At 63.1% G+C, this 25,221-nt stretch carries 24 protein-coding genes; 12 read left to right on the plus strand and 12 right to left on the minus strand.

The window, feature by feature from the left end; genetic code table 11:
• Positions 1–57: 57 nt before the first annotated feature.
• Together NLY37_RS05725 and NLY37_RS05730 are read right to left on the minus strand one after the other, a co-directional pair.
• The gene (locus NLY37_RS05725) at positions 58–1,302 is read right to left on the minus strand and encodes an MFS transporter (RefSeq protein ID WP_023742864.1); all 1,245 of its coding nucleotides are present in this window, start codon (positions 1,300–1,302) and stop codon (positions 58–60) included.
• Between the two features lie 105 nt (positions 1,303–1,407).
• Positions 1,408–2,610, minus strand: coding sequence for an MFS transporter (locus NLY37_RS05730; RefSeq protein WP_023739295.1), 1,203 nt, complete (start codon positions 2,608–2,610; stop codon positions 1,408–1,410).
• 90 nt (positions 2,611–2,700) lie between these two features.
• On the opposite strand from NLY37_RS05730, the gene NLY37_RS05735 reads away from it, so the two are divergent.
• Together NLY37_RS05735 and aspS are read left to right on the plus strand one after the other, a co-directional pair.
• On the plus strand, positions 2,701–3,480 hold the full coding sequence (locus tag NLY37_RS05735) for a DeoR/GlpR family DNA-binding transcription regulator (RefSeq protein ID WP_245264399.1): 780 nt from the start codon (positions 2,701–2,703) through the stop codon (positions 3,478–3,480).
• A 130-nt stretch (positions 3,481–3,610) separates the two neighbouring features.
• The gene (aspS, locus tag NLY37_RS05740) at positions 3,611–5,398 is read left to right on the plus strand and encodes an aspartate--tRNA ligase (protein WP_023739297.1); all 1,788 of its coding nucleotides are present in this window, start codon (positions 3,611–3,613) and stop codon (positions 5,396–5,398) included.
• A gap of 230 nt (positions 5,399–5,628) precedes the next feature.
• Here the strand turns inward: aspS and NLY37_RS05745 are convergent, their stop codons facing one another.
• Positions 5,629–6,819, minus strand: a complete 1,191-nt coding sequence (locus tag NLY37_RS05745) for an aq_1923 C-terminal domain (RefSeq protein ID WP_023742863.1) — start codon at positions 6,817–6,819, stop codon at positions 5,629–5,631.
• Positions 6,820–7,199: 380 nt separating this feature from the next.
• Between NLY37_RS05745 and parC the strand changes: the two genes are divergently transcribed.
• Positions 7,200–9,452: a DNA topoisomerase IV subunit A gene (gene parC / locus NLY37_RS05750; RefSeq protein ID WP_023694915.1), complete on the plus strand. Its 2,253-nt coding sequence runs from the start codon at positions 7,200–7,202 to the stop codon at positions 9,450–9,452.
• A gap of 280 nt (positions 9,453–9,732) precedes the next feature.
• Positions 9,733–10,947: an AI-2E family transporter gene (locus NLY37_RS05755; RefSeq protein ID WP_023693242.1), complete on the plus strand. Its 1,215-nt coding sequence runs from the start codon at positions 9,733–9,735 to the stop codon at positions 10,945–10,947.
• Here NLY37_RS05755 and NLY37_RS05760 read toward each other — a convergent pair.
• The 3 genes from NLY37_RS05760 to NLY37_RS05770 form a co-directional block, all read right to left on the minus strand.
• Entirely contained in the window at positions 10,935–11,831 is an 897-nt protein-coding gene (locus NLY37_RS05760; RefSeq protein ID WP_023697468.1) for a DMT family transporter, read from the minus strand. The genes NLY37_RS05755 and NLY37_RS05760 overlap by 13 nt on opposite strands.
• 121 nt (positions 11,832–11,952) lie before the next feature.
• Positions 11,953–12,717, minus strand: a complete 765-nt coding sequence (locus NLY37_RS05765; RefSeq protein ID WP_023682417.1) for an arginyltransferase — start codon at positions 12,715–12,717, stop codon at positions 11,953–11,955.
• Between the two features lie 139 nt (positions 12,718–12,856).
• The gene (locus NLY37_RS05770) at positions 12,857–13,327 is read right to left on the minus strand and encodes an RDD family protein (protein WP_023697467.1); all 471 of its coding nucleotides are present in this window, start codon (positions 13,325–13,327) and stop codon (positions 12,857–12,859) included.
• Positions 13,328–13,516: 189 nt separating this feature from the next.
• On the opposite strand from NLY37_RS05770, the gene sthA reads away from it, so the two are divergent.
• Positions 13,517–14,905, plus strand: a complete 1,389-nt coding sequence (gene sthA / locus NLY37_RS05775) for a Si-specific NAD(P)(+) transhydrogenase (protein WP_023697466.1) — start codon at positions 13,517–13,519, stop codon at positions 14,903–14,905.
• A 57-nt stretch (positions 14,906–14,962) separates the two neighbouring features.
• On the opposite strand, the gene NLY37_RS05780 is transcribed toward sthA, so the two are convergent.
• Entirely contained in the window at positions 14,963–15,634 is a 672-nt protein-coding gene (locus tag NLY37_RS05780; protein ID WP_245270998.1) for an alpha/beta hydrolase, read from the minus strand.
• 216 nt (positions 15,635–15,850) lie between these two features.
• Here NLY37_RS05780 and NLY37_RS05785 point away from each other — a divergent pair, with 216 nt between their 5' ends.
• Positions 15,851–17,044, plus strand: a complete 1,194-nt coding sequence (locus NLY37_RS05785; RefSeq protein WP_023742861.1) for an OpgC family protein — start codon at positions 15,851–15,853, stop codon at positions 17,042–17,044.
• A 15-nt stretch (positions 17,045–17,059) separates the two neighbouring features.
• On the opposite strand, the gene NLY37_RS05790 is transcribed toward NLY37_RS05785, so the two are convergent.
• Positions 17,060–18,142, minus strand: a complete 1,083-nt coding sequence (locus NLY37_RS05790) for a LacI family DNA-binding transcriptional regulator (protein ID WP_023682412.1) — start codon at positions 18,140–18,142, stop codon at positions 17,060–17,062.
• 146 nt (positions 18,143–18,288) lie between these two features.
• On the opposite strand from NLY37_RS05790, the gene NLY37_RS05795 reads away from it, so the two are divergent.
• Together NLY37_RS05795 and NLY37_RS05800 are read left to right on the plus strand one after the other, a co-directional pair.
• Positions 18,289–18,432, plus strand: coding sequence for a hypothetical protein (locus tag NLY37_RS05795; RefSeq protein ID WP_023742860.1), 144 nt, complete (start codon positions 18,289–18,291; stop codon positions 18,430–18,432).
• Between the two features lie 63 nt (positions 18,433–18,495).
• Positions 18,496–18,639, plus strand: a complete 144-nt coding sequence (locus NLY37_RS05800) for a hypothetical protein (RefSeq protein ID WP_023697463.1) — start codon at positions 18,496–18,498, stop codon at positions 18,637–18,639.
• Positions 18,640–18,675: 36 nt separating this feature from the next.
• Here NLY37_RS05800 and NLY37_RS05805 read toward each other — a convergent pair whose 3' ends face one another.
• Positions 18,676–19,050 (minus strand): DUF423 domain-containing protein, encoded by a 375-nt coding sequence (locus tag NLY37_RS05805; protein WP_023697462.1) that lies wholly within the window; start codon positions 19,048–19,050, stop codon positions 18,676–18,678.
• Between the two features lie 43 nt (positions 19,051–19,093).
• On the minus strand, positions 19,094–20,359 hold the full coding sequence (locus tag NLY37_RS05810) for a multidrug efflux MFS transporter (protein ID WP_023697461.1): 1,266 nt from the start codon (positions 20,357–20,359) through the stop codon (positions 19,094–19,096).
• Positions 20,360–20,509: 150 nt separating this feature from the next.
• On the opposite strand from NLY37_RS05810, the gene NLY37_RS05815 reads away from it, so the two are divergent.
• Positions 20,510–21,175, plus strand: a complete 666-nt coding sequence (locus NLY37_RS05815; protein ID WP_023742859.1) for a GntR family transcriptional regulator — start codon at positions 20,510–20,512, stop codon at positions 21,173–21,175.
• 109 nt (positions 21,176–21,284) lie between these two features.
• The gene (locus tag NLY37_RS05820; RefSeq protein ID WP_245259900.1) at positions 21,285–21,518 is read left to right on the plus strand and encodes a DUF982 domain-containing protein; all 234 of its coding nucleotides are present in this window, start codon (positions 21,285–21,287) and stop codon (positions 21,516–21,518) included.
• 72 nt (positions 21,519–21,590) lie between these two features.
• Here NLY37_RS05820 and NLY37_RS05825 read toward each other — a convergent pair whose 3' ends face one another.
• Complete coding sequence (locus tag NLY37_RS05825; RefSeq protein WP_023673009.1) at positions 21,591–21,749, minus strand: hypothetical protein; 159 nt, start codon at positions 21,747–21,749, stop codon at positions 21,591–21,593.
• Positions 21,750–21,927: 178 nt separating this feature from the next.
• On the opposite strand from NLY37_RS05825, the gene NLY37_RS05830 reads away from it, so the two are divergent.
• Positions 21,928–22,899 carry a glycosyl transferase family 90 gene (locus NLY37_RS05830; RefSeq protein WP_023742858.1) on the plus strand — a complete coding sequence of 324 codons (972 nt, stop codon included), beginning with the start codon at positions 21,928–21,930 and terminating at the stop codon, positions 22,897–22,899.
• A gap of 20 nt (positions 22,900–22,919) precedes the next feature.
• Here NLY37_RS05830 and NLY37_RS05835 read toward each other — a convergent pair whose 3' ends face one another.
• Positions 22,920–23,963, minus strand: a complete 1,044-nt coding sequence (locus tag NLY37_RS05835) for an aldo/keto reductase (protein ID WP_023689518.1) — start codon at positions 23,961–23,963, stop codon at positions 22,920–22,922.
• Positions 23,964–24,206: 243 nt separating this feature from the next.
• Between NLY37_RS05835 and ppk2 the strand changes: the two genes are divergently transcribed.
• Positions 24,207–25,127 carry a polyphosphate kinase 2 gene (gene ppk2 / locus NLY37_RS05840; protein ID WP_023736466.1) on the plus strand — a complete coding sequence of 307 codons (921 nt, stop codon included), beginning with the start codon at positions 24,207–24,209 and terminating at the stop codon, positions 25,125–25,127.
• The last annotated feature ends 94 nt before the right edge of the window (positions 25,128–25,221 follow it).

Raw genomic sequence — 25,221 nt, forward strand, 5'->3', positions numbered from 1 at the left:
CGGGTAAGGTTCTCTTTCAATTTCAGCCATGGGCGCTTTCGTCAAGCCGCCCTTCGGTCAAGTATCGGCCGATCCGTCGGAATCGCCATTTCTGCGCGCCAGCCGCGCGAAGGCGGTTGATGTGCGCAGCAGCGCCGTGAAGCGGCTGCGCTTGCCCGCCGGCACGCTGCCGCGCACCTGCATGCGGTAGAGAATGACGGCGATGAGGGTGGCGTAGACGACTGCGCTGAAGACAAACAGGGCGCCCGGTCCGAAATGTTGCATCACTGCGGACGCCGCGAAGGGGCCACCAATGGCGCCGAAGGAATAGAACAGCATCAAGGAGGCGTTGATCAGCACGAACTCGCCCTTGTCGGCGCGGTCGTTGGAATGCGCCGCCGATAGCGAATAGAGCGGCATGGCGAAGCTGCCGAAGATGAAGACGATGATCAAATTGAGGGTCGGATCGGCGCCAGCGACGAAGACCAGCGCCAGCGCGGCGAACATGGCGCCGCATGTCGTGGCCAAAAGCACCGCGCGCCGATCCCAGCGGTCGGAGAGGTAGCCCAGCGGATACTGGATGAGGGCGCCGCCGAAGATGCCGACGCTGACGAAGGTGACGACATCGGCGACCGACATGCCGATCTGCTCGGCATAGACTGGCGACAGCGTGCGGAACGCGCTGTTGGTGACGCCGACGCAGATGCAGCCGAAGCAGCCGAGCGGCGAAATCCGCCAGACGCGGGCGAGATCGAGCTTGACGTCTTCCGGCGGCGTCGGGTTGGAGCGGTCGCCGAGCGACACCGGAACCAGCGACAGCGTGATCATCATCGACATGATGGCGAAGATGGCAAAGCCGCCGGGGCCGAAGATCGGGATCAGGAACTGCGCGCCGGTTACCGAGCCGATATCGACCATGCGGTAGACGGCGAGCACCCGCGCACGATCCTTGTTTTCGACGCCGGAGTTCAGCCAGGCTTCCATGACGGTGAACAGGCCGGCAAAGCAGAAACCGCCGGCAAAGCGCACCGCGCACCACATCACCGGATCGATCACCAGCACCAGGAGCAGCGTACTGGCAGCGGCGATGGCGGCGAGCGCTGAAAACGTCCGGACATGGCCGACTGCCTTGAGGATACGGGTGACGGCCAAGCACCCCAACAGGAAGCCGGCGAAATAGAACGTGCCCATCAGGCCGATGTCGGAGGCCGAAAATCCTTCCTGCGCGCCGCGCAACGCGATCAGCGTGCCCTGCAGCCCGTTGCCGCCAAGCAGGATGCCGGCGGCGATGAGGAGCGGGATCAGCGGGCGGATGGAGGACATACGGAACCGTTGCTTAGGTGGCTCCACAGTTCTGAACCATCGGTGTGGCCAATGCCAGTGGCTTATCCCGCCGCCAACAGGTGTGTGGCTTTCAGGTAGGGCCGTTCAGGCTTCGTGAGCCCTCGTCAAAGCCTCATCCGCTTGTGCGGCCGGGCGGGACGCCCTTCGGCCAAGCGAGCCGGCGGTCAGCAGGCTGAGGATGATGAACGGAATGCCGATGCCGAAGGCCGAACGGATGCCCCAATGGTCGGAGACGAAGCCGAGCAACGGCGGGCCGAGCAGGAAGGCGACGAAGGAGATCTGCGACAGCGCCGCGACATTGATTGCCGCGGAGCGGTCCGTGCGTTGGGCCGCCGCCGAGATCGCCAGCGGAAAGATCGCGCTGCTGCCAATGCCAAGTAGCGCAAAGCCCAGCATCGATACGAGCGGGGCAGGCGAGAAGAAGACGAGCAGCACGCCGACCGCCATCGTCGCCAGCAGCACCCGCGCCACGCCGCTCGGCGAGTGGCGGTCGACAAAGGAGTCGGCAAAGAAGCGCGTGGCCGCTTGCGAGAATGCAAACAGCGCCACCGTGAAACCGGCGACGAAAGGGCCCGCATCGAACACGGTGCGCATGTAGATTGCCGACCAGTCGATGCTGGCGCCTTCCATCAGCATCGCCGACAGCGTCACCGCGACGAGGACGAGGATAGGCAGCGTCGGCCGCGCCAGCCTTGGCGCCGTCTCGTCATTGCCGGCGAAGCGGCTCGGCGCCGGTTCGTAACCGCCGAGAAACAGCGCGATTCCTGTCGCAACCATCGGTACGACAATCGCCAGGTGCAGTTGCGGCGATATGCCGAGATGCGCAAGCGCGGCGCCGAACAGGCCAGCGCCGAAAAAGCCAATGCTCCAGAACGAATGCGCCCGGTTCATGATCCGGCGCTTGAGCAGGAATTCGGTTCTGTCGGCCTCGACGTTGAGAATGATCTCGACGCTGCCGATCATCAGGCCGACCGGAAACAGCATCAGGAACAGCGCAAGCGGCCCAGGCGCATGCACGGCAATGGCAAAGACAACCGACAAAAGCGGCACCAGCCCGAGCAGCGCGCGGCGGAAGCCGATGCGCTCCAGGATCGGCGCCGCGAGCGTCAGCGCGGTCAAGGTGCCAATCGGCGTCCCGATCAGGCTGAGCCCGAGCGTGCCGTCTCCTATGCCCATGGCATGCTTGATGTCGGGCAGCCGCGGGAAGATTTGGCCCATGGCGAACGAATAGATCGCAAAGCCGGCGTAGACCCGGTGTTGCGGAGCGAGGCGGAGGCCAAAGGTCATGAAGATGCTTTCAAGGCAAGAGAGTCGACGGTTGTCACTGTTTGATATGCCTACATCTTGCACAAACATGCAAATCGTGCAAGAACGTGCATGAAAAAACAGGATCATGCAATGCTGACCGATGAGCGGCATCAAATTATTCGCGATCGCCTGGCCGTCGAGGGAAGGGTGCTGGCCGGCGAGCTGGCAGGCCGCTTCGGCGTTTCGGAAGACACGGTTCGCCGCGACCTCAGGGAGTTGGCCAAGGCCGGGCAGTGCCGCCGCGTCTATGGTGGTGCGGTCGCGACCGCACCCTTCGCGGCCACGCCGGTCGGCCTGCGCGCCGGTCATGCGGTCGAAGAAAAGACGCGGCTGGCCCGCGCGACCGTGGCATTGCTTTCGCCCGGACAGACCCTGTTCATCGACAGCGGCTCGACCAATGCCGCGATCGCCAGGGCCATCCCGCGCGACATCGATCTGACCGTCGCCACCAATTCGCTCGAAATTGCCTCCGTCCTGTCAGACCACGCTTTGGTCGAACTGATTGTGCTGGGCGGGCGGTTCGACCGCCATCTCGGCGCCTGCGTCGGCGCCGACACGCTTGCCGCTGTCGCGCAACTTGGCGCGGACCTGTTTGTTCTCGGATCCTGCGGTCTCGATGCGTCGCGCGGCGTCACGGCCTTCGATTCGGCTGAGGCCGAGGTAAAGCGGGCCATGGCCAAGAACAGCGCAGGCATCGTCATCGCTGTAACCAACGACAAGCTGGCCACAGCCGCACCCTACCGGGTCGCCAGGCCAGAGGCGATCCGCCATCTCGTGGTCGAAAAGACCGCGCCGGCCGCGATCCTCGCCGACTTCGAACGCCAGGGCGCTGAAATCCACTTCGCTTGAACAATGGGCCTGCGCCGGATCACCCGGCTTGCCTTGACAAATCAGGCCTCCCATGCGCTTTTCGCGCAAATTTTGGACCGGGCTTTGACGCTCGGCCCACAACCCAGCACCCCGGACTTTTGACATGACAATGCATCGTTACCGCAGCCACACCTGTGCCCAGTTGAGAAAGAGCGATGTCGGCTCTTCGGTTCGCCTGTCGGGCTGGGTGCATCGCGTGCGCGACCATGGCGGCCTGCTGTTCATCGATCTGCGCGACCATTACGGCCTGACCCAGATCGTCGCCGATCCGGATTCGCCCGCCTTCAAGGTGGCCGAGACGCTGCGTGGCGAATGGGTGATCCGCGTCGATGGCGAGGTCAAGGCGCGCCTGCCGGACACCACCAACGCCAACCTGCCGACCGGCGAGATCGAGATCTTTGCCCGCGAGATCGAGGTGCTGTCGGCAGCCAAGGAATTGCCGCTGCCGGTGTTCGGCGAGCCCGACTATCCCGAAGACATCCGCCTGAAGTACCGTTTTCTCGACCTGCGCCGCGAGACGCTGCACAGGAACATCGTGGCGCGCACGAAAATCATCGCCGAGATGCGCAAGCGTATGACCGATGTCGGCTTCACCGAATTCTCGACGCCGATCCTCACGGCCTCGTCGCCGGAAGGCGCGCGCGACTTCCTGGTGCCGTCGCGCATCCATCCCGGCACCTTTTACGCGCTGCCGCAGGCGCCGCAGCAGTACAAGCAACTGATCATGGTTTCGGGCTTCGACCGCTATTTCCAGATCGCGCCCTGCTTCCGCGACGAGGACCCGCGCGCCGACCGTCTGCCCGGCGAATTCTACCAGCTCGACCTCGAAATGAGCTTCGTCGAGCAGGACGACGTGCTGTCGACCATGGAACCGGTGATGCGCGGCGTCTTCGAGACCTTCGCCAACGGCAAGCCGGTGACGCAGACATTCCAGCGCATTCCTTACGATGTCGCGATGCGCAAATATGGCTCCGACAAGCCGGACCTGCGCAACCCGATCGAGATGCGGGCCGTCTCCGACCATTTTCGCGATTCCGGCTTCAAGGTCTTCGCCAACATCCTGGCCAACGATCCGAAGGCCGAAGTGTGGGGCATTCCGGCCAAGACCGGCGGCAGCCGCGCCTTCTGCGACCGCATGAACTCGTGGGCGCAGGGCGAGGGCCAGCCGGGACTGGGTTACATCTTCTGGCGCAAGGAAGGCGACAAGCTTGAAGGCGCCGGTCCGCTGGCCAAGAACATCGGCGAGGAGCGCACCGAGGCGATCCGCCAGCAGCTCGGCCTTGCCGATGGCGACGCCGCCTTCTTCGTCGCCGGCGATCCGAAGAAGTTCGTCACCTTCGCCGGTGCCGCGCGTACGCGTGCCGGCGAAGAACTGAACCTTGTCGACCGCGAGCGCTTCGAATTGTGCTGGATCGTCGACTTCCCGTTCTTCGAATGGAGCGAGGAGGAGAAGAAGATCGACTTCGCCCACAACCCGTTCTCGATGCCGCAAGGCGGTATCGACGCGCTCAACGGCGACGACCTGCTCGGCATCAAGGCCTTCCAGTACGACATGGTCTGCAACGGCTTCGAGATCGCCTCTGGCGGTATCCGCAACCATTTGCCGGAAACCATGGTCAAGGCGTTCGAGACGGTTGGCCTCGACCGCGCCACGGTGGAAGAACGCTTTGGTGGCCTCTACCGCGCCTTCCAGTATGGCGCCCCGCCGCATGGCGGCATGGCGGCCGGCGTCGACCGTGTCGTCATGCTGCTGGTCGGCGCCAAGAACCTGCGAGAGATCACCATGTTCCCGATGAACCAGCAGGCCTACGATTTGTTGATGAACGCGCCTTCGGAAGCCTCGCCGCAGCAGTTGCGTGATCTGTCGCTGCGTGTCGCGGCAGTGAAGAAGGACTGACGGCAGCGTTGCAGCTGCCCTTTCTCCCCGTCTCTATACGGGGAGAAATGTCCGGCAGGACAATGAGGGGCAGCACGCATGCAGGCAATTGGCGAACGGCCTTAGCAGTTGGCGCCTTCTGACAATCGGTTCAGCATCGAACTACAATTTGCAGGCGTTGGCGCCGCCCCTCATCCGCCTGCCGGCACCTTCTCCCCGTATAGTGACGGGGAGAAGGGAGCGAACTTCGATCAGTCTTCGTTGGCCTTGACGTGGACGCCCAGCGTCTTGGTCAGGTCGGCCGGGTTGGACATGGCGCCGGCCATGATCAGCGCGAACGGCACCGCTGCCGGCGGCTCGGCCGAAATCTCGAGGCTCTTCGGATCGTCGAGGTACTTGCTCACCGCGGCCGTCACTTCGGCGGTCAGTTCGGGATTGTTGAGCTGCGCCATGCCGAACGGCACGATCGCCTTGGCCTGGTTGGCGATGTCCTTGCCCGACATGCCCTGCTGCTTGCCGACATACTCAAGCACCTTGCCGGTGAGCGAATCGTCATCGAAGCGGATCGATGCGCTGTTGAAGGAGAGCTGCTGCAACAGGCCGAGCAGGGCCATGCCTTGCGCCGAATTGTCAGCCCCTTCGGGCTGCGCCGCCATCTTCTTCTGCATCTCCTGCAGCGACTTGACGAAGTCGACCGTGTAGCCGCCGAGGCCGAAGGTCATGCCGAGCGTGCCGGCATTCTCGACCGAGATGTCGTATTTCGACAGGTCCATCTTGCCGTCGCTCGGCTGCCAGGTGCCGCCGATTTCGATATTGCCCGAGATGTTCTGGTAGCCGAGGGCCTCGATGGCTTCCTTGGATTTCGCATCGTCGACCAGGGTCAGGTCGGCGTTGAACTTTTCCGTGGTGGCGGAAAACTCCATCGCCTTGCCGTCGGCCGGCGGCGTGATCTGGACAGCAAGCCCATCCACCGAGAAGGCGGTCTTGTCGGCAACCTTGACCGTCAGGTTTTCGAGTTCGGCCGACTTGTAGATCATCATCGAGCCGAGCGGGCCTGTAGCGCCCTCAGCCGGGATGTTGGCGTCGTGGATGACGAAGGGGGTGAGGTTGAGCGTGACGCCGTCCTTGCTGTGCTCGAAGGCCGAAGTCGTGATGGTCGCGACATCGAAGCCACCATTGGCTTCGGTCACGCCTTCGAGCTTGACGTCACCGATCGGCAGCGATTCCTTTTCGGCCGCCGGTTTGACCGACACGCCCTGCAGCACCATGCTGGAATTGTCGCCGGTAACGCCGGTCCAGGTGATATCGACGCCCTGGACGGCAAGTGCGGCCTTCAGTCGGTCGGCAACCGCCGTGTCTTGCGCAAAGGCGGCATTCAGCGGCAGCGTCAACAAAAAGGTCGAAAAAGCAAGTTTCTTGAGTGTCGAACGTTGGATTGTCATCGCGAGTTCCCTGAGAGAGTCCTGAAAAAGTGTTTTCTCAATTCTACGCCATCACTATTCCGTGACGAACTGGACGGGAAAAAGGCGCTTTCCCGCAGAGTTGTCGAAAATCACGGCGAAAGGCAAATCGGAGCGGGAGCCTTCGCTCGATGCGGTGAATATGTCATGAAGGTCGGGCTCCCCTGCGTACCGTCTCCTGCCTTAGAGAGGGCGTGTAACAGATTGATGTTGGTTGGCAACAGCGCTGCTACCGGTGCTGTTGCACAGGGACGGCAAGCTGGAACATGAAGTTCGTCACATCCATCGTCGGACCTTGAGCCGCCCTCGTAAGCCAAAGGCTGCGCCTTGCCGCGAATCACCCGCTCGGCTAGTCCAGCCGCATGGGAAAAAGGATTTTGCCGCCTGAAAATGGCGGCGGTGACCACATCGAACCGGTGGATCTGAAGAAGGCGCTGGAAGAGCGCTATCTCGCCTATGCGCTGTCGACCATCATGCACCGGGCGCTGCCTGACGTGCGCGACGGGCTGAAGCCTGTGCATCGTCGCATCATGCATGCCATGCGACTGCTCAGGCTCAACCCCGACCAGGGCTTTGCCAAATGCGCCCGCATTGTCGGCGACGTGATGGGCAAGTTCCATCCGCACGGCGACCAGTCGATCTACGACGCGCTGGTGCGCCTGGCGCAGGATTTCTCCATGCGCTATCCCCTCGTCGACGGGCAGGGCAATTTCGGCAATATCGACGGCGATAACGCCGCCGCCATGCGCTATACCGAGGCGCGCATGACCGAGGTGGCGAGCGATTTGCTTGCCGGCATCACCGAGGACGCCGTCGATTTCCGGCCAACCTACAATGAGGAGGACGAGGAGCCCGTAGTGCTTCCCGGCGCCTTCCCGAATCTGCTCGCCAACGGTTCCTCCGGCATTGCGGTCGGCATGGCCACGTCCATCCCGCCGCACAATGCCGCCGAGCTTTGCAACGCAGCGCTGCAGTTGATCGAGCAGCCGGACGCGCCGGTGACAAAGCTGATGGAGTTCGTCCAGGGGCCGGATTTCCCGACCGGCGGCATCATCGTCGACAGCCGCGCATCCATCCTGGAGGCCTATGAGACCGGCCGCGGCGGTTTTCGCGTGCGCGCCAAATGGGGCCAGGAGGATCAGGGCAGGGGCACCTGGAGCATCGTCGTCACCGAAATCCCCTACGGCATCCAGAAGGCCAGGCTGATCGAGAAGATCGCCGAGCTTTTGATCGCGCGCAAATTGCCGCTGCTTGAGGATGTCAGGGATGAAAGCGCCGAGGACGTCCGCATTGTGCTCGTACCGAAGAGCCGTTCGGTCGATCCCGGCATTCTGATGGAATCGCTGTTCAAGCTGACCGAGCTCGAAAGCCGATTTCCCCTCAACATGAACGTTTTGTCGCGCGGCAAGGTGCCTAACGTCCTGTCGCTGAAGGGCGTGCTGAAGGAGTGGCTCGACCATCGGCGCGATGTGCTGATCCGCCGCTCGAAGCATCGGCTTGGCGAGATCGAGAAGCGGCTGGAAATCCTTGCCGGCTACCTGATCGCCTATCTCAACATCGACGAGGTCATCAGGATCATCCGCGAGGAGGATGAGCCCAAGCAGGTGATGATGGCCCGTTGGTCGCTCACCGACACCCAGGCCGAAGCCATCCTCAACATGCGGCTGCGGGCCTTGCGCAAGCTGGAAGAGTTCGAGATCCGCAAGGAGTTCGACGGTCTCACCACCGAGAAGAAGCAGATCGAGGCATTGCTCGCATCCGACGCCAAGCAATGGTCGACGATCAAATGGGAAGTCACGCAGGTTCGCGACAAGTTCGGCCCCGAGACCGAACTCGGCAAGCGCCGCACCCAGTTCGCCGACGCGCCGGAGCATGATCTGACCGACATTGCGCACGCCATGATCGAGCGCGAGCCGGTCACCGTGGTGGTCTCGGAAAAGGGCTGGCTGCGGGCGATGAAAGGCCATCTGGCCGACCATTCCACGCTCACCTTCAAGGAAGGCGACAGCCTCAAGCTCGCCTTCCATGCCCAGACCACCGACAAGATCCTGGTCTTCACCACCGGCGGAAAATTCTACACCATCGGCGCCGACCGGCTGCCGGGCGGCCGCGGCCATGGCGAACCGATCCGCATCATCGTCGACATGGACAACGACCAGGACATCGTCACCGCCTTCGTCCACGACCCGAAGCGCAAGCTGCTGCTCGTCTCCTACGATGCCAATGGTTTCGTCGTGCCGGAGGAGGAGGTCGTCGCCAACACCCGAAAGGGCAAGCAGGTGATGAACGTCAAGGCGCCCGACGAGGCCAAGGCCTGCGTCCCCGTGTCAGGCGATCATCTCGCCATTGTCGGCGAGAACCGCAAGATGCTGGTGTTTGCGCTCTCCGAAATTCCGGAGATGGGCCGCGGCAAGGGCGTTCGCCTGCAGAAATACAAGGATGGCGGTCTGCTCGACCTGAAACCCTTCACGCTGGCGAGCGGCCTGTCGTGGCAGGATTCCGCAGACCGCACCTTCGTCAGGTCGCGCGAGGAGCTGGCGGAATGGATCGGCGCGAGAGCGTCGGCCGGTCGCATGGTGCCGAAGGGATTCCCGCGGACCGGGAAATTTGGTTGAAGCTGCTGATCTCCCCCAAGTGGGGGAGATGGCCGGCAGGCCAGAGGGGGGCGCTGTCCCGCCAGCGCATCAAATGGTCATGGCTCGCCACTCGGTCGCAACTCTTGGGTCTTCAATGTGGGGTGCCAGGCTGGCGATCCTTCGCGCCCCCCTCTGTCCTGCCGGACATCTCCCCCACAAGGGGGGAGATTGGCAGCTTCACCAACCATTTGGACTATCGTCACGATTGCGGCACTATAACAGTGCATAAACGCTGTGTAGGCTGGGGAGAATTGACCGTTTGAAGGAAGCGAAGATCCAGAAGCCGGAACGTCAGCAGCGCCTGTTCGGCCTGTCGACACCGTTGCGATCCGCCGTCATTCCGCCGCTGTCGGCGGCGCGCTGGCTGTTGGTGCTGATCGTTGCTGCCGGCGTCTATTTCTTCCACGGCTTCCTGTTTCCCGTGCTGGCAGCCCTCGTCATTGCTTTTGCCAGCTGGCCACTCTACCGCCGGCTGCTTGCCGGTGTCGGCGGCAACCGCACCGTCGCCGCGACGCTCGCCATCCTGTTCATCCTTGCCTTCCTGGTGGTGCCGATAGCGCTCGCCGGCACCTACGCCATCAACGAGGTCCGCGAATGGGTGGGCTGGGCGATCGAGACCAACAGGCACGGCGCGGTCACACCGCACTGGATCACCTCGCTGCCTGTCGTCGGCGAGTGGCTGAACGAACAGTGGATCGACAATTTCGGCCATCCCGGCGGCATCGGCGAGCTGATCCAGCTGGTCAGCGGCGCCAATATCGGCAGCATCTATCGCGGCGTGCTGGCTGCCGGCGGCAGCGCCTTCGGCCTGTTGCTGACGCTGCTGTTCATGATGATCGCGCTGTTCTTCGCCTACCGCGACGGCGAACACTTTGCCAGCCAGATCGACCGGCTCGGCGAACGCATCCTGCCGACGCGCTGGGAGCGGATTTCGCGCGTCGTGCCGGCGACCATTTCCTCGACCGTTACCGGCATGACCGTGATCGCCATCGGCGAGGGGCTGGTACTCGGCATCGCCTACTGGCTGGCCGGGGTGCCGTCGCCGGTGACGCTGGGCGCATTGACCGGCGTGATGGCGTTGATCCCCGGTGGCGCGCCGCTGTCGTTTACGCTTGTGTCGATCTACCTCGCCGCCAGCGGCTCGCCGATGGCGGGTCTGGCGCTGTTCATCTGGGGCGCGGTGGAACTGTTCATCGTCGACAAGACCTTGCGCCCGAAGCTGGTCGGCGGACCGATCAAATTGCCCTTCCTGCCGACCTTTTTCGGCCTGATCGGCGGCGTCAAGACGATGGGCTTTCTCGGCCTGTTCATCGGCCCCGTGCTGATGGCGCTGCTGGTGGCGATATGGCGCGAATGGCTGCGCGAGGTGGAACTGGCCGAAGACACCGTTCCAGATGCCGTCGCCGAGCTCGAAGGCGGGCCGCCGCAGATCGAGATTGTCGCCGGCCCGGCGAAGAAAAGTCAGGCTGGGTAAGCGACAGCAAGTGCTGCCCGGCGCTTGCGCCCCTCATGCAGCTGCCACAGGGAATGCGCGACCAACGTGACGATCAGGATCACGCCGCCGATCAGGCTGTTGCGCGACGGCGTCTCGGCAAAGATCATCCATATCCAGACCGGCGCCAGAACCGTTTCCAGGAGATAGAACATCGCCACTTCCGGGCCTGAAATGTATTTCGGCCCGTTGGCTAGGCAGAAGAAGGCGAACGGCATGATGACGGCGCCGTTGAAAACGATCCACCATGGCGCTTCCACCTGGAAACCGGTCTTGGAAACCATGAGTGCCGCCAGCCCGAACGGCAGCAGGACGCCGGTCAGCGCGGTGAACCCCATATCCCTGCCGCTGGCGCGCGAAACGGTGATGGCGCAGGCAATCGCCAAGGCCGAACACAGCGCCATCACGTCGCCGAACAGATATCCCGTGCCGACGGAATCGCCGACGATGATGGCGATGCCGACGATCATCAGCGCCATTGCCGCAAGCGTCAGCGGCCGCGGTCGCTCCTTCAGGAACAGCCACGACAGCAGCGCCGAGAACATGGTGGAGAAGGCCAGGATGAAAACCAGATTGGCGGTCGAGGTGTTGTAGACGGCAGTGATGAAGGCGATTGCGCCGAGCCCGTAGAGGGTGGCGACGACGAGCCCCGACCAGCCGGGTATCAGCTGCGGAGCATTCTTGCTGAACGAGCGCCAGATGGCCCATACGATCAGCCCTGCCACGAAGGTGCAGCCGGTGCGCAGCAAAAGGATCGTCCAGGCTTCGCCATGGGCGAGCCGGATCAGGGGAATGTCGATTGTCAGCGCCAGCCCGCCAAGCGCGGTGAGCAGAAGTCCTTTGGTGTGGGCATTGTGAGAGGACATGCAACGGCTTTCGCAATGATTTGAGCAGATGCCAGTCGGCGCAATCGCCCCGCCAACGGGCGGAAAGACCAGCATCGTCTCGGCTGAAAATGTTTAGATCAGGATCTGGTAAGAAGAAATATCAGCGCGTGACCGCTTCGTGATCGTAGCGTTCCCAGCCCTTCGGGCCGAGATGCTCCTGCGGCATGAAGCGCATTTTATAGTTCATCTTGCGCGAGCCGTTGACCCAGTAGCCGAGATAGACATGGGGCAAGCCCATGGCCCGGGCGCGGGCGATATGGTCGAGGATCATGAAGGTGCCGAGCGAACGGTCCTCGAACTCGGGATTGAAGTAGGAATAGACCATCGACAGGCCATCGGCCATCTTGTCGGTCAGCGCCACGGCGATCAGCTCGCCCTGGCCCTTGCCGGTGATGAATGTGTCGGGGCCGCGGCGCCGGTATTCGATCACCTTGGTGTCGACATGGGTATCTTCGACCATCATGGCGTAGTCGAGCACCGTCATGTCGGACATGCCGCCGCGGCGATGGCGAGCGTCGAGATAGCCGCGAAACAGGGAATACTGCTCCGTCGAGGGCTGCGCGTCGTGCATGGCGCCGATCAGATCGGAATTGCGCTGGATCACCCGCTTCATGTTGCGGCTGGCGGTGAACTCCTGCGCCAGGATACGCACCGAGACGCAGGCGCGGCAGGTCTCGCAGGCGGGACGGTAAGCGATGTTCTGCGAGCGCCGGAAACCGCCTTGCGTCAACAGATCGTTCATCTCCGGCGCCTTGTCGCCGACCAGATGCGTGAACACCTTGCGTTCGAACTGGCCCTCGAGATACGGGCACGGCGATGGCGCGGTCAGGAAGAACTGCGGCGACTGGGTCGGATGGTGCGTCATCGAACCTTGGGAACACTCCTGCGAATCGCTCTACCTTTGGCTTGGCTGGCGAAAAATTCAACAGGATTGTGAGGGCGGGGTTGAGCGGACCCCTTCACATTTGCGCACAAATGCCTGTTGGCCCCGGTTGAACGCCGGTTCAACGGTCGTTGCGGCTGACGACCGTGCCAAGCAGCAGGTCGTGCAGTGTGCGCTTGCGATCGGAAAACAGCGTCACCAGGAGGACGAGCGGCGTCAGGATGACCGTGCTCGCCCAGAACAGCACCGAATGGACAACGGCGGTGAGGCCGTCGATACGGCTGCCGTCGAGACGATCGAGTCGAATGCCCATCATCTTCATGCCTGATGTGGCCTGGTTGCGACCGCCCAGCGTGTTCCAGATGTAGAGAATGGCGACCGCCGGCACGAGGATGGAATACAGCGCCCAGCCAAGACCGAATGTCAAAAGGCCAAGCACGGCCACCAGGATCGCGAACGGAATGGTGAGAAGCGCCACGATGCAATAGTCGATGATGAAGGCCAGGATGCGCCGCGTGCGCACACCGTCATAGGCCCTGACGTCGTCGAGCCTGCTGGTGATGATTTCGCCGTCAAGTACGCGCGCGTTCATGTCATGTCCTCGTAACAGGCGGCACGCTAGGGTGCCGCCATCTGAAATGGTGAAGACCGCGGGCGGAATCAAGATCGCTTCGTTCATCGGTCCGGCTCGGCAGTGTGACGCGGTTGAGCCGATTGAATTTGGTGGACGGATGGCGTTAGCTTGCTGCGGCGCAACAAGACGCCGAGGGGGCGGGGTTACATGGATTACGACATGCTGGTCATCGGCAGCGGCCCTTCCGGGCGCCGCGCCGCGGTTCAATCGGCCAAGCTCGGCAAATCGGTCCTGGTGGTCGACCGCGGGCGCCGCCTCGGCGGCGTCTCGGTGCACACCGGCACCATCCCGTCGAAGACGCTGCGCGAGACGGTGCTGAACCTGTCCGGCTGGCGCGAGCGCGGCTTTTACGGCCGCGGCTACCGGGTCAAGCAGGACATCTCCATCGCCGACCTGGTCGAGCGGCTGCACAAGACGCTCGACCACGAGGTCGAGGTGCTGCAGCACCAGTTTATGCGCAACGCCGTCAAAAGCGTGCGCGCCATGGCGAAATTCGTCGGCCGAAACAAGGTCAGCCTGACGGCAGACAATGGCGACTACTCGGAGGTTGGTTTCACCAATGCGCTGATCGCGGTCGGCACCAGGCCGCACCGGCCGCGCGACGTGCCCTTCGACAAGATCCGCGTCTTCGACAGCGACGAGATGCTGGAACTCGACCATCTGCCGCGCACGCTGACGGTGATCGGCGCCGGCGTCATCGGCGTTGAATATGCGACGATCTTTTCGGCGCTCGACGTGCCGGTGACGCTGGTGGAGCCGCGCAACACCATCCTCGATTTCGTCGACCGCGAGATCGTCGACGACTTCATCCACCAGATGCGCGACCGCGGCATGACCATTCGCCTCGGCAGTACGGTCAAGGAAATCGTCTCAAAACCCGACTATGCCGAAGTGACGCTCGCCGATGGCCGCACCATCCGCTCCGAGATCGTGCTTTACGCCGCCGGCCGCAGCGGCAATCTCGGCAGCCTCGGCCTCGACGTGGTCGGCATCGAGGCCGATTCCCGGGGCCGCATCAAGGTCGATCCGCAGACCTTCCAGACCAGTGCGCCCAACATCTATGCCACCGGCGACGTCATCGGTTTCCCCAGCCTTGCCTCGACATCGATGGAGCAGGGCAGGGTGGCCGCCTGCCACGCCTTCGGCGTGCAACTGCCACCGCCGCCGGAAACCTTCCCCTATGGCATCTACGCCGTGCCGGAAATCTCCACCGTTGGTCAGTCGGAGGAGCAGGTGCGCGAGGGCGGCGCTGCTTATGAAGTCGGTCTGGCGCGGTTCCGAGAAACCTCGCGCGGCCACATAATGGGCGTCAACTCCGGCTTTCTGAAACTGCTGTTCTCGGTCGAAACGCGCCGCCTGCTCGGCGCCCACATCGTCGGCGAAGGCGCCACCGAACTGATCCATATCGGCCAGGCGGTGATCAACCTCGGCGGCACGGTTGATTTCTTCGTCAACAACACCTTCAACTATCCGACGCTGGCCGAAGCCTACAAGATCGCCGGGCTCGATGCCTGGAACCGGATGGGACAGGGCTAGGCGACGAGCATCTGCTCAGCCGTTCCGCCGGGCGCCGATGCGGTCTACCAAGGTCTCTTAGCCTGCCTGGCGTGCGACCAATGCTGGTCCCGCCAGCCATTGCCGGACGATGGCCGCATCCGGGTCGCCGATTTCGTGACCTGAAGGCACGATGCGCGCATCGACCTCGGCGCCATGTTTGTTGAGCAGCCTCACCAGTGGCGGCGCAAACGGCCCGTAGGTCTCGTCCGCGGCACCAGCGACAATCAGGACGCGCCTTCCTGTCAGATCGGTTGCCGGCGCATCGTCAAGCACGGGCATTGCTCTCAGCAGCACTGCTTTTCGGACTAGGTCAGAGTTGAGCAGCATCAGGCTGGAAACCAGATTGGCGCCGTTGGAATAGCCGACGAAAGTCGCCCGGGCGAGGTCGAGCCCGTGGCGCTTTGCGGCCTCGCTTGCGAAGGCGGCAAAGGCCAATGTTTCGGCACGGATGCTCGCCTGTTCGAAACTGGTCGGCGTGATCCGCTCGAACCAGCGGAAGCCGTCTTCTTGGCGGATGCGGCCACGCACCGCGACCAGCGTGGCGTTGGGGGCGATCTGCCTCGCAATCGGCACCATCGTCGTTTCGTCGACACCCGATCCGTGCAGTAAAAACAGGCTCTCGCCGCCGGCATTCTCCGGCTTGAGGAGGCGGTAGGGAAAGGCCAGATCCTGATGCAGAAAGGCGTTCTCGTCGCTATATCGATGCACGCTCATATCTCATTGATTTCACGGGATATTGGTCCTTTGCCAGCTTCAAAACGGAATATTTTCACGCTCCGCGAAATGTGATTGCAACAGGCTCATTTCAGACCGTTTCTGCGCCGATATGCTCCCTGCGGGAGGAATCGAAGCGGTGTGCGCCGATGGTCGCATCCCGGCATGAACAACGCGAGCACCCTTGCTCTCCTTTGAGGCCTTTTGTCGATGACCCTGCCAGTTCCGCCCGATCGCGCCCCGCGTATCGCCGATCGCGACACGCGCATTGACGTGTTCCGTGCGCTCGCACTCCTGACCATCTATATCGACCACGTGCCGGGCACCGTCTTCGAAGCGCTGACCTACAAGAATTTCGGATTCTCGGACGCGGCGGAAGCCTTCGTGCTGATTTCCGGCATGTCGGTCGCACTCGCCTATGGCAACAAGTTCCAGCCGGGCGGCCGGCTGCTGGCGATGTTGAAGATGTGGCGCCGGGCCGGCGTGCTTTACAGTGCCCACATCGTCACCACCATGGTTGTGATGGCGTTGTTCTGCGCCGCGGCGGTGTACGGCCGGCGGCCGGAACTGCTCAAGCTGATCAACATCGAGCCGCTGATGAAGAACACGCCGGAGGTCATGATCGGCATTGTCACGCTCGGCCACCAGCTTGGCTACAACAACATTTTGCCGGTCTATGCGGCGCTGCTGTTGATGGCGCCGCTTTTCCTGCTCTTCGTCAGCTACCGGCCGCTCCCGGCGCTGGTCTTTTCCGGCGCGCTGTGGCTTGCCGCCGGCCTCTGGCAGATCGCGCCGCCGAACTATCCCGAGCCCGGCTTCTGGTTCCTCAACCCGCTGTCCTGGCAATTCCTGTTCAACATCGGCCTTGCTGGCATGCTGCATGTCAGGCGCGGCGGCACAATTCCCGTCAATCGTTGGCTGGTGGGCGCCGCGGCGACCTATGTCGCGGCAGCGGCGGTCTGGGTGCACAGCCCGCTCTGGGGCGAGATAACGTGGTTTAACCTGCCCGTGGTGATCGGCGGCTTCGACAAGACGTTCCTGTCGCTGCCGCGGCTCCTGCACATATTGGCGGTGAGCTATCTGATCGTCGCCCTGCCGGCTTTCTCGAACCTGTTCCGTCTCAGCCCGGACCATCCGCTTGCCCTGCTCGGCAAGCGCTCCTTGCCGGTGTTCCTCGCCGGCACGCTGATCGCCATGGCGGCGCAGGTGATGAAGCTGATCAATCCGGGCGGCTTTGCCTATGACGTCTTGCTGATTTCGGCCGGCATCGCCATGCAATTCGCGCTCGCCTTCTATCTGGAGTGGCTGTCCGGCATCGGCTTGGGCAAAAAGCCGGTTCGCAAAGAAGCGCCAGCCGTTCACCAGACCTTCGGCATGCCCGCGATGCCAAGGCTAAGCCGATGATCCCACATCAGCCGCCTAGCTAGCAGGCGAGGGGCCGGACGACCCCCGCACCACAAGATCGACCGGCAGCAATTGCCGGTGCTGCGAGCCGTCATTTTCGAGGATCGCTTTGACGGCCAGCCGGCCCATCTCGGCGATCGGCTGGGCGACAGTGGTTAGTGGCGGCTCGGAGTCGGCGCCTTCCGGCACGCCGTCGAAGCCGACGATTGACACATCGCCCGGCACGGCAATGTTACGCTCGCGCAGCCAGTCGAGCGCATGCAGCGCGATCTTGTCCGACATGGCCAGGATTGCCGTCGGCGTCTGCGGCAGCGCGAAAATATGATCGAGGCCGGCCCGCACGCTCGCCTCGTCATTGAGGGTTTCGTAGATTGGCACTTGCGAGACGTCGATGCCGAAGCGGGAGAGCTCGCCGAAATAGCCACGCAGACGGTCGCGTGTGCCCGAGTAGAGGGATGTCGTCTCGACTTGCTCCTGCGTGACGGGACCAAAGCCGGCGTCGGCAGATTCCAGGGCGAGTACGGCAAAGCTGCGATGGCCGAACTCGGCCAGATGGCGCGCCGCCAGACCCGCGCCGGCGACGTTGTCGACGCCGATCGCAGCGACCGCCTCATTTTCCGAATCGAGATCAAGCGCCACGAAAGGCAGTTTGCGTTCGCGCGCCAGTTCGACCAGCCGCGACCCACCCTCGATGCAGAACACGATGAAGCCGTCGACCAGGGCGCTCTGGATGTTCCAGGCGAGCTGCTCGCTGTTGGCGGCCGAGACCAGCGAAATTCCGGCGCCGGTGGCGTCGCAGGCCTGCGAAATGCTGGCCATCATGACGCGGGCAAAGGGATCGTCGAAGAAATAGGACAATGGTTCTGCCGTTGCCACGCCGATGGCGTTGACCTTGCCGGCGCGCAGCAGCCGGCCCTTGGGATCCGGGCCGGCATAGCCCATCGCTTCCGCCGCCGCCTTGACCCGCTCGCGGACCTCTTCGCGCACGATTTCCGGGCGAGCGAACACGTTGGACGCGGTACCGTGCGAGACCCCGGCCGCCTTGGCGATGTCGGCAAGCCGCACTGGTCTCGTCTTGCCGGAGGTCAATGCCGTCATTTTCGTCCCCTGAACCGGAGCCTGTTTAGCACTTTCGTTGGATCGGTTCAAATTTTCCCTTGATCGGACGGCGGAGAGGGTCTATATTTGAATCGATCCAAGGGATTCATCAAGTAGAACTTGGATCGATTCAAGAGGAGGGTGCCATGCATCCCGTGAATTATCTGTTCGAAGACATCTACGGCGATGATTGGGGCATGGTCTCCGACGCCGCCACCCGCAGGCGCCGCGACAAGGTCAGGCCGTGGTGGCGTGACCTGCAATACCTTGTGAAACGCAAGCGCAGCTGATCGGCCAGACATTTTCGTGCCAGCTGATTGGATCGATTCAAGTTCTTGAAGAGGAGAACGAACATGCATCCCGTGAAACATCTGTTCGAAGACATTTATCGCAATTACTGGGGTATCTCGCCTGCCACGGAGCAGCCGCAACGGCGGCGGCCGACCAAGCCTGCCAAGCGCAACCGCGACCTGCTGCCGGAAAGCCGGCAGGATTAAATCTGCGATATTTGATGGGGCAGGGTTCTTGCCCCGTCAGGTCCGTTGTCGCACGAGCGCCGAGGCCGCGATCACCAGCCAGCCCGCGATGAGCAAGGTGCCGCCGATCGGCGCCGACATCGGGAACAGCCGCGATCCCACGAAATCCCGTGCCAGCAGATCGCCGCAGAACAGAACAAGCCCGACGAGCAGCACCAGGCTGCCGATCCGCAAGATCCGGCTTGCGCCGGCGAGGCCGACGGCCAAAAACACCGGCGCATGCATGATCAGGAAGGATGCCGCAGTGCCGACGAAGGCGCCGCCGAGATGCGCTGATGCCGCCGACAGCGCCACGCCCGCCGCGCCGGCGAGGCCGCCGGCGAAAACGAGGATGCGCGCGCTGTTTGCTGGTGCTGACTCGGCTATGCTCATGTCTCGGGCTCCGTGATTGACGATAGGCGGCGCAACCTGTCTGTCAGGATTTTTCCGATATCGCCAGCATGTCGCGCGTGCGGCGCGCCTGTGCCAGCCAATTATACACGGCACCGCCCGCCATCAGCACCGACGTGCCGAGAAACACCGCGCGCATGCCGAAATGGCCGCCGACGAAGCCGCCCAGCAGCGGCCCCGCGACCTGGCCGACATATTGCGCCGAGATTGCCAGGCCGAGCACATTGCCGCCGACGCCGTCGGGAACATTGTGGCGGATGACGCTGGTGATGCAGGGCAACAGCCCGCCCAGCACCAGACCCATAAGGAACCGCAGCCCGACCAACTGCCAGCTCTCGGTGACGAAGGCCTGCGGTATCAACAGCAGCGCCGAGACGGCCAGCGATGCGACGATGACGTTCCAGTGGCCGATGCGGTCGGCGAGTTTGCCCAGCCGTGACGCCGACAGGATGGCGCCCAGCGCCGCCGCCGACATGACGACACCTGAGACCAGGGTCACCCGGCTTGCGTCCGCGACCAGTTGCTGGACGTAAACGGTGATGATCGGCTCGATCGACATGTTGGCGAAGGTGAACAGCATGCCGGTCGCCAGCATGGCCACGACAGGGCGTTTGTCGGGGATCTGCGCCCAACTTCCCTTTGGTTTCTCCTCGCGTTTTGCCTGCATTGGCGGGCGAGGCATCTCCTTTATCAGGAACGTCGTCGCCAGCGCCGCCAGGAAAATGACGCCGCCCGCGATGAGGAAGGTGGCGCGAATACCGATCAATGGCGGCAGCGCGCCGCCAAGCAACGGGCCGACCAGGGAGCCTGCGGTGATGCCGGCCGACAGCACGCCGAGCGCCCAGCCGGAGCGCTTCTTCGGCGTCTGCATGGCGACAAGGATCGTCGAGCCTGAGGAATAGCCGCCGGCAAAGCCGATCAGCAGGCGCAAAAGCACCAATTGCCAGACGGTCTGCACCATGCCGGTCAGCGACATGCAGATCGCCATGCCGAAACTGGCGCGCACCAGCATCACCTTGCGGCCGTAGCGGTCGCCGAGCCGCCCCCACAGCGGTGCGACAAGGGCCGCGGCAAGGAAGGTGGCGCCGAAGGCGATGCCGGACCATTGCACGATCGCCGCGTGGCCCACGGCGCCCAGCTGTTCGACATAGAGCGGCAGGAACGGCAACAATAGCGTCATCGCCACAAGCGTGCTGAACGATCCGGCAAAGCACACGAACAGGTTGCGCCGCCAATGAATGTTGTAGGCGGAAGGCGCTTCGGCGGCCTGCGCTGCACTGTCCTGCGGCATGTCCTGTCCTGTCCGCTTGCTGCGGATACCATTTTGGGATACCAAGTTGGTACCCTCATGGACGCAAAGCCCGGCTGCTGTCAATCAGGCGCTCTCAATGTGATCGGCAAGACCAACGGGCAAGGCCGATCGCCAGCAATGGAAGCAACTATGTCGCAGATGCACATCGTAGAAAAAGCGCTTCGCGAGATGATCCTTGGCCTCGAGGTCGGTCCTGGCGAGCGGCTGACGGAGCGCTGGATCGAGAGCCGCTTCGGCGCCTCGCGCACGCCGGTCAGGGCAGCCCTGCTGCGGCTGGAGACGGAAGGGCTGATCTGCCGCGACGGGCGCGGCTGGACCGTGTCGCCGATCAACCTTGCCGAACTGGAACAGATCGCGGTGTACCGCGAAGCGGTCGAGGTCGCGGCGGTCAGGCTGACTTCGGCGCTGGCCGACAGGAGCGCAGCCGATGTCATCGAGGCGATGCTGGACTCCTGCGACACTGCCACGCCGCGCGAGGAATGGCACCGCGTCGGCATGGATTTCCATATCGAACTGGCGCGGCTCTCCGGCAACGAGTTCCTGTTTCGGGCCGTGCGCGATGCCATGACGCGGCTGTCGCGGGCGCGCTGGCTGGAGGTGCGCGACGAGGCGGCCCTTGGCCGCGCCTGGAGCGAGCATCACGCCATTCTGGCGGCGGTGCGGGCCGGCGATGCCGATGCGGCGGCGGCGCGACTTTCGGCCCATATCGCCGGCAGCCGCGACCGCCTGGTGACGTCGTTGCACAATGACCGGCGCGGCCTGCGCGCCAGGGGTTTTGCCGTCGTCGCCGCTTGATACTGGTCACGAAAACGAAAGAACGCCGTCGCGATCCGCTTTCGGCCTCGCTTCGCGGACGCCGATGGCGTAAGAGGCGGCCATGGAAAACAACCGATTTGAAACACCCGTGACCGTTAAGTCGGGCACGGAGGGAAGCACTCAGCTCTTGCGTACGGTGCGCGAGGCTTCCGATTACCTGCTCAACAGCTGGCCCGGCAAGCGCAGCCCCAAGCACCGCGAAGCGCTGCAGGCCTGCCATGACGCGCTGGCCGGCGACAAGCCGGCGATGATAGCAAGACGCGCCTTCATCGCCGCCGCGCGCGAGGTCAACGTCTTCGTCAGCGACAAGGCCCCGGCCTGATCACATCGGCCTGATCAGACCGGCATTTTGCCAGGATCCGGCCCGTTTCGTGGGCCGGTGATCCTGTCTTGCCTATTTTTCTGTCTCGGTGTCGGTTTTCGAACTTGCCTCGTTCTCAGGCTCGGCGCGCTCCTTGGCCGCGACCTTGGCGGCGAGCTTCTCCGCCTTCTTGGCGGCCTTCTGCCGGTCGCGCTCTTTGCGTTCCTGACCGTAATTCGGTGGTCGAGCCATATCGTTTCCTTTCGCTGTGCCTGATCCTGCCTAGAAGCATTGGCCGGCAAACACAACAGCGCCGCGAGGGCAGATGCCAGCGGTTCTGGACTTGCGTGATGGCGAACACAATGGTTTAGAAAAGGCTGCGGGACAGTTGCTGGAGCCGCCGCCGACCGATTTCGAATCAAAACGACCGATGGCCACGCTTCAAAGAAACGCACAGAAGCTGATCTACTATGCGCGCAACGCCATGCGCGACATCGCGCCGCCGGTTCTTTTCCGGCGCCGGCTCGGCCGGCTGCTCGATCAGGCCAGGCTTTCCGACGCATCGGTCCGCCAGCGGCTCAATTACTACAACACGCTGCGGGAGCCTTTTAGCCCCAGCCCCGAGGCCGTGCCGGTCAGCCGGCTGCCGTCGGACCGCAGCATGTACTATTACGATCTGAAGGAGTTCACCCGTTATTTCGACCCAGGTCTGCGCATCGACCTGGAATTCGGCGACGTCATCGAAGTGCCGAAGATGCCGTCGATCGTCAAGGACCGGCCGATAGCCGGCGACAACGGCAACGGCGTCCTATTCAAGCTGAACAAGTTCCGTCATTTCTACATGCCGGCCGACGATGTCGCCTTCGCCGACAAGCATCCGCTCGTCGTTTGGCGCGGCGAACTCAACAATCCGATCCGCACGCTGTTGCTGGACGCAGCCCGCAATCTGCCGTTCTGCGATGTCGGCACGCCGAGGGCGACAGCACCTGCGGAATACCGCAAGCCCTATCTCAGCATCGATCAGCAGCGCCGCTACCGCTACATCATCTCGCTCGAAGGCAATGATGTCGCGACCAATCTGAAATGGATCATGAGCTCGAACTCGCTCTGCCTGATGCCGCCGCCGACTTACGAGACCTGGTTCGCCGAGGGGCAGCTCGAGCCCGATGTCCATTATGTGCCGCTGGCGCCCGACTTCAGCGATCTGGCCGAGCGGGTGCATCATCTCGAGCAGCATCCGGCCGAGGCCCAGCGCATCGTTGCGGCGGCCAACGCCTATTGCCGCAAATTCGCCGACGAGCGGGCCGAGCAGGCGATCTGCCTGCTCGTGCTCTACAAATATTTCGTGCTCAGCGGCCAGATCGAGCCCGATCCGCAGGTCTGGCGGTTTATCGCGGGCTAGCGGCTTCCGGCGCCCTTAAGTCAGATGACGCTGCGGTCCATAACCAGATCGGCCGGGCCGAAGCGGTCCTTCGCCGTAAACTGCTGGTGCCAGTAGGGATAGAGCACCGGCGGCCGGCTGACGGCATCGAGACGCTGGCGTTCATCAAAGGACAGCGTCAGGCTTGCCGCGGCGAGATTGTCTTTCAACTGGGACTCATTGCGTGCGCCGATCACCAGCGAACTGACGGCTGGCCGGCCGAGCAGCCAGGTCAGCGCCACCTGGGCCGCCGAAACGCCGCGTGCCGCACCGATGTCGACCAGCACATCGACGATCCGCCACAGACGGTCTTCGTCGCGGATCGGCGGTTCCGACCAGCCGCCGATCTGGCGCGCCGTCGGGCTGTCGCGGCGGTATTTTCCCGACAGGAGGCCGCCGGCGAGCGGGCTCCACACCAGCACGCCAAGGCCCTGGTCGACCGAGATCGGCAAGAGCTCATACTCGGCCTCGCGTGCTTCCAGCGTGTAGTGGATCTGCTGGGTGACGAAGCGCGGCTGGTGCTGGCTGTCGCTGATGCCCAGCGCCTTCATGACCTGCCAGCCGGAATAGTTGGAGCAGCCGACATAGCGGATCTTGCCCTGGGCAACCAGCGTGTCGAGCGCGGCGATGGTTTCCTCGAGCGGCGTCGCGCCATCCCATTCGTGCAGGAAATAGATGTCGATGACATCTGTCCTGAGGCGCTTCAGGCTCTTCTCGCATTCGCGGATCAGATGATGGCGCGACAGGCCTTCGTCATTGGGGCCCTTGCCGATCCGCATGCGCGCCTTGGAGGCGATCAGCACGTCGTTCTTGCGCTTGCCGCCGAGCGCCTCGCCGATGATCTCTTCCGACAATCCGTTCGAATAGACATTGGCGGTGTCGATGAGATTGATGCCGGCATCGATGCAAGTGTCGATGATGCGCGAGGCCTCCGCGAGATCGGAATTGCCGACGGCAGCGAACGGCCCGCTGCCGCCGAAGGTCATGGTTCCCAAGGTCAGCGCCGAAACTTTCAAGCCGGAACGGCCAAGCGTGCGGTATTCCATGTCAGATCCTCGTAGTTTTGGTGGGGAGGCGGTTTTAGCAGGAAAGGGCGGGGAAGCCCGAACGGGTCCGCCATTTGTAGGACAATTTGAGCGGCTTGTCGCCATCCCAGGGCGATGGATCGGCAATGCTCGCTGGTTTGCAGTGATGACCGGCTGGCCGGCGGCTTGCAATAAAACCGTCATTGGCGGCCTATATCGAGTCGGCTCAGGGTTTCATGTCAGCCGGCAAGCGGAGCAGTGGAAATGACCGAGTTGAAGCAGAATTCTCCGGCCAGGGATTGGCTGGAAGCCGAACTCGCCGACACGCTCGACGAGGACTATGAGCTTGAAATGTCGGAGCCGGCGCTGTCGCTGGAGATCGCCAAGATCTACAAGAACGCGCATCCGCCGTCGATCGACCGCATGCAGTATTTCCGCGACCTGATCGGCTTGCAGTCGGAACTGATCAAGCTGCAGTCCTGGGTCGCCTACCACAAAAAGAAGCTGGTGGTGGTTTTCGAAGGACGCGATTCCGCCGGCAAGGGCGGCGTCATAAAGCGCATTACCCAGCGCCTTAACCCGCGCATCTGCCGCGTCGTGGCGCTGCCGGCGCCGACCGAGCGCGAAAAATCACAATGGTATTTCCAGCGCTACGTGCCGCATCTGCCGGCCGGCGGCGAGATCGTGCTGTTCGACCGCTCCTGGTACAACCGCTCCGGCGTCGAGCGGGTGATGGGCTTTGCCGAACCCGATCAGGTCGAAGAGTTCTTCCGCGACGTGCCGGAGTTCGAGCGCATGCTGGTCCGCTCCGGCGTCACGCTGGTCAAATACTGGTTCTCGATCACCGACGAGGAACAGCAGATGCGCTTCATGATGCGCATCCACGATCCGATGAAGCAGTGGAAGCTGTCGCCGATGGACCTGCAGTCGCGCGTGCGCTGGGAGCAGTACACCAAGGCCAAGGAAGAGACGTTTGCCCGCACCAACATCCCAGAGGCACCGTGGTACATCGTCGAAGGCAACGACAAGAAGCGGGCGCGGCTGAACTGCATCGACCATCTCCTCAAACAGCTGCCCTATGAGGACGTGCCGCACGAAGAAATCACGCTGCCCGAGCGGGTGTTCAACCCGGAGTACGAGCGCCAGGTCCTGCCGCGCGAGCTTTACGTGCCGGAGAAGTATTGAGCACTTTTCCTTCTCCCCGTTTCACGGGGAGAAGGTGCCCGAAGGGCGGATGAGGGGCAGCGCCGGCATCGGCGAATTCACAGTCGTCGGACGC

It is taken from the genome of Mesorhizobium sp. C395A (assembly GCF_030323205.1).
Taxonomy (GTDB): Bacteria; Pseudomonadota; Alphaproteobacteria; order Rhizobiales; family Rhizobiaceae; genus Mesorhizobium.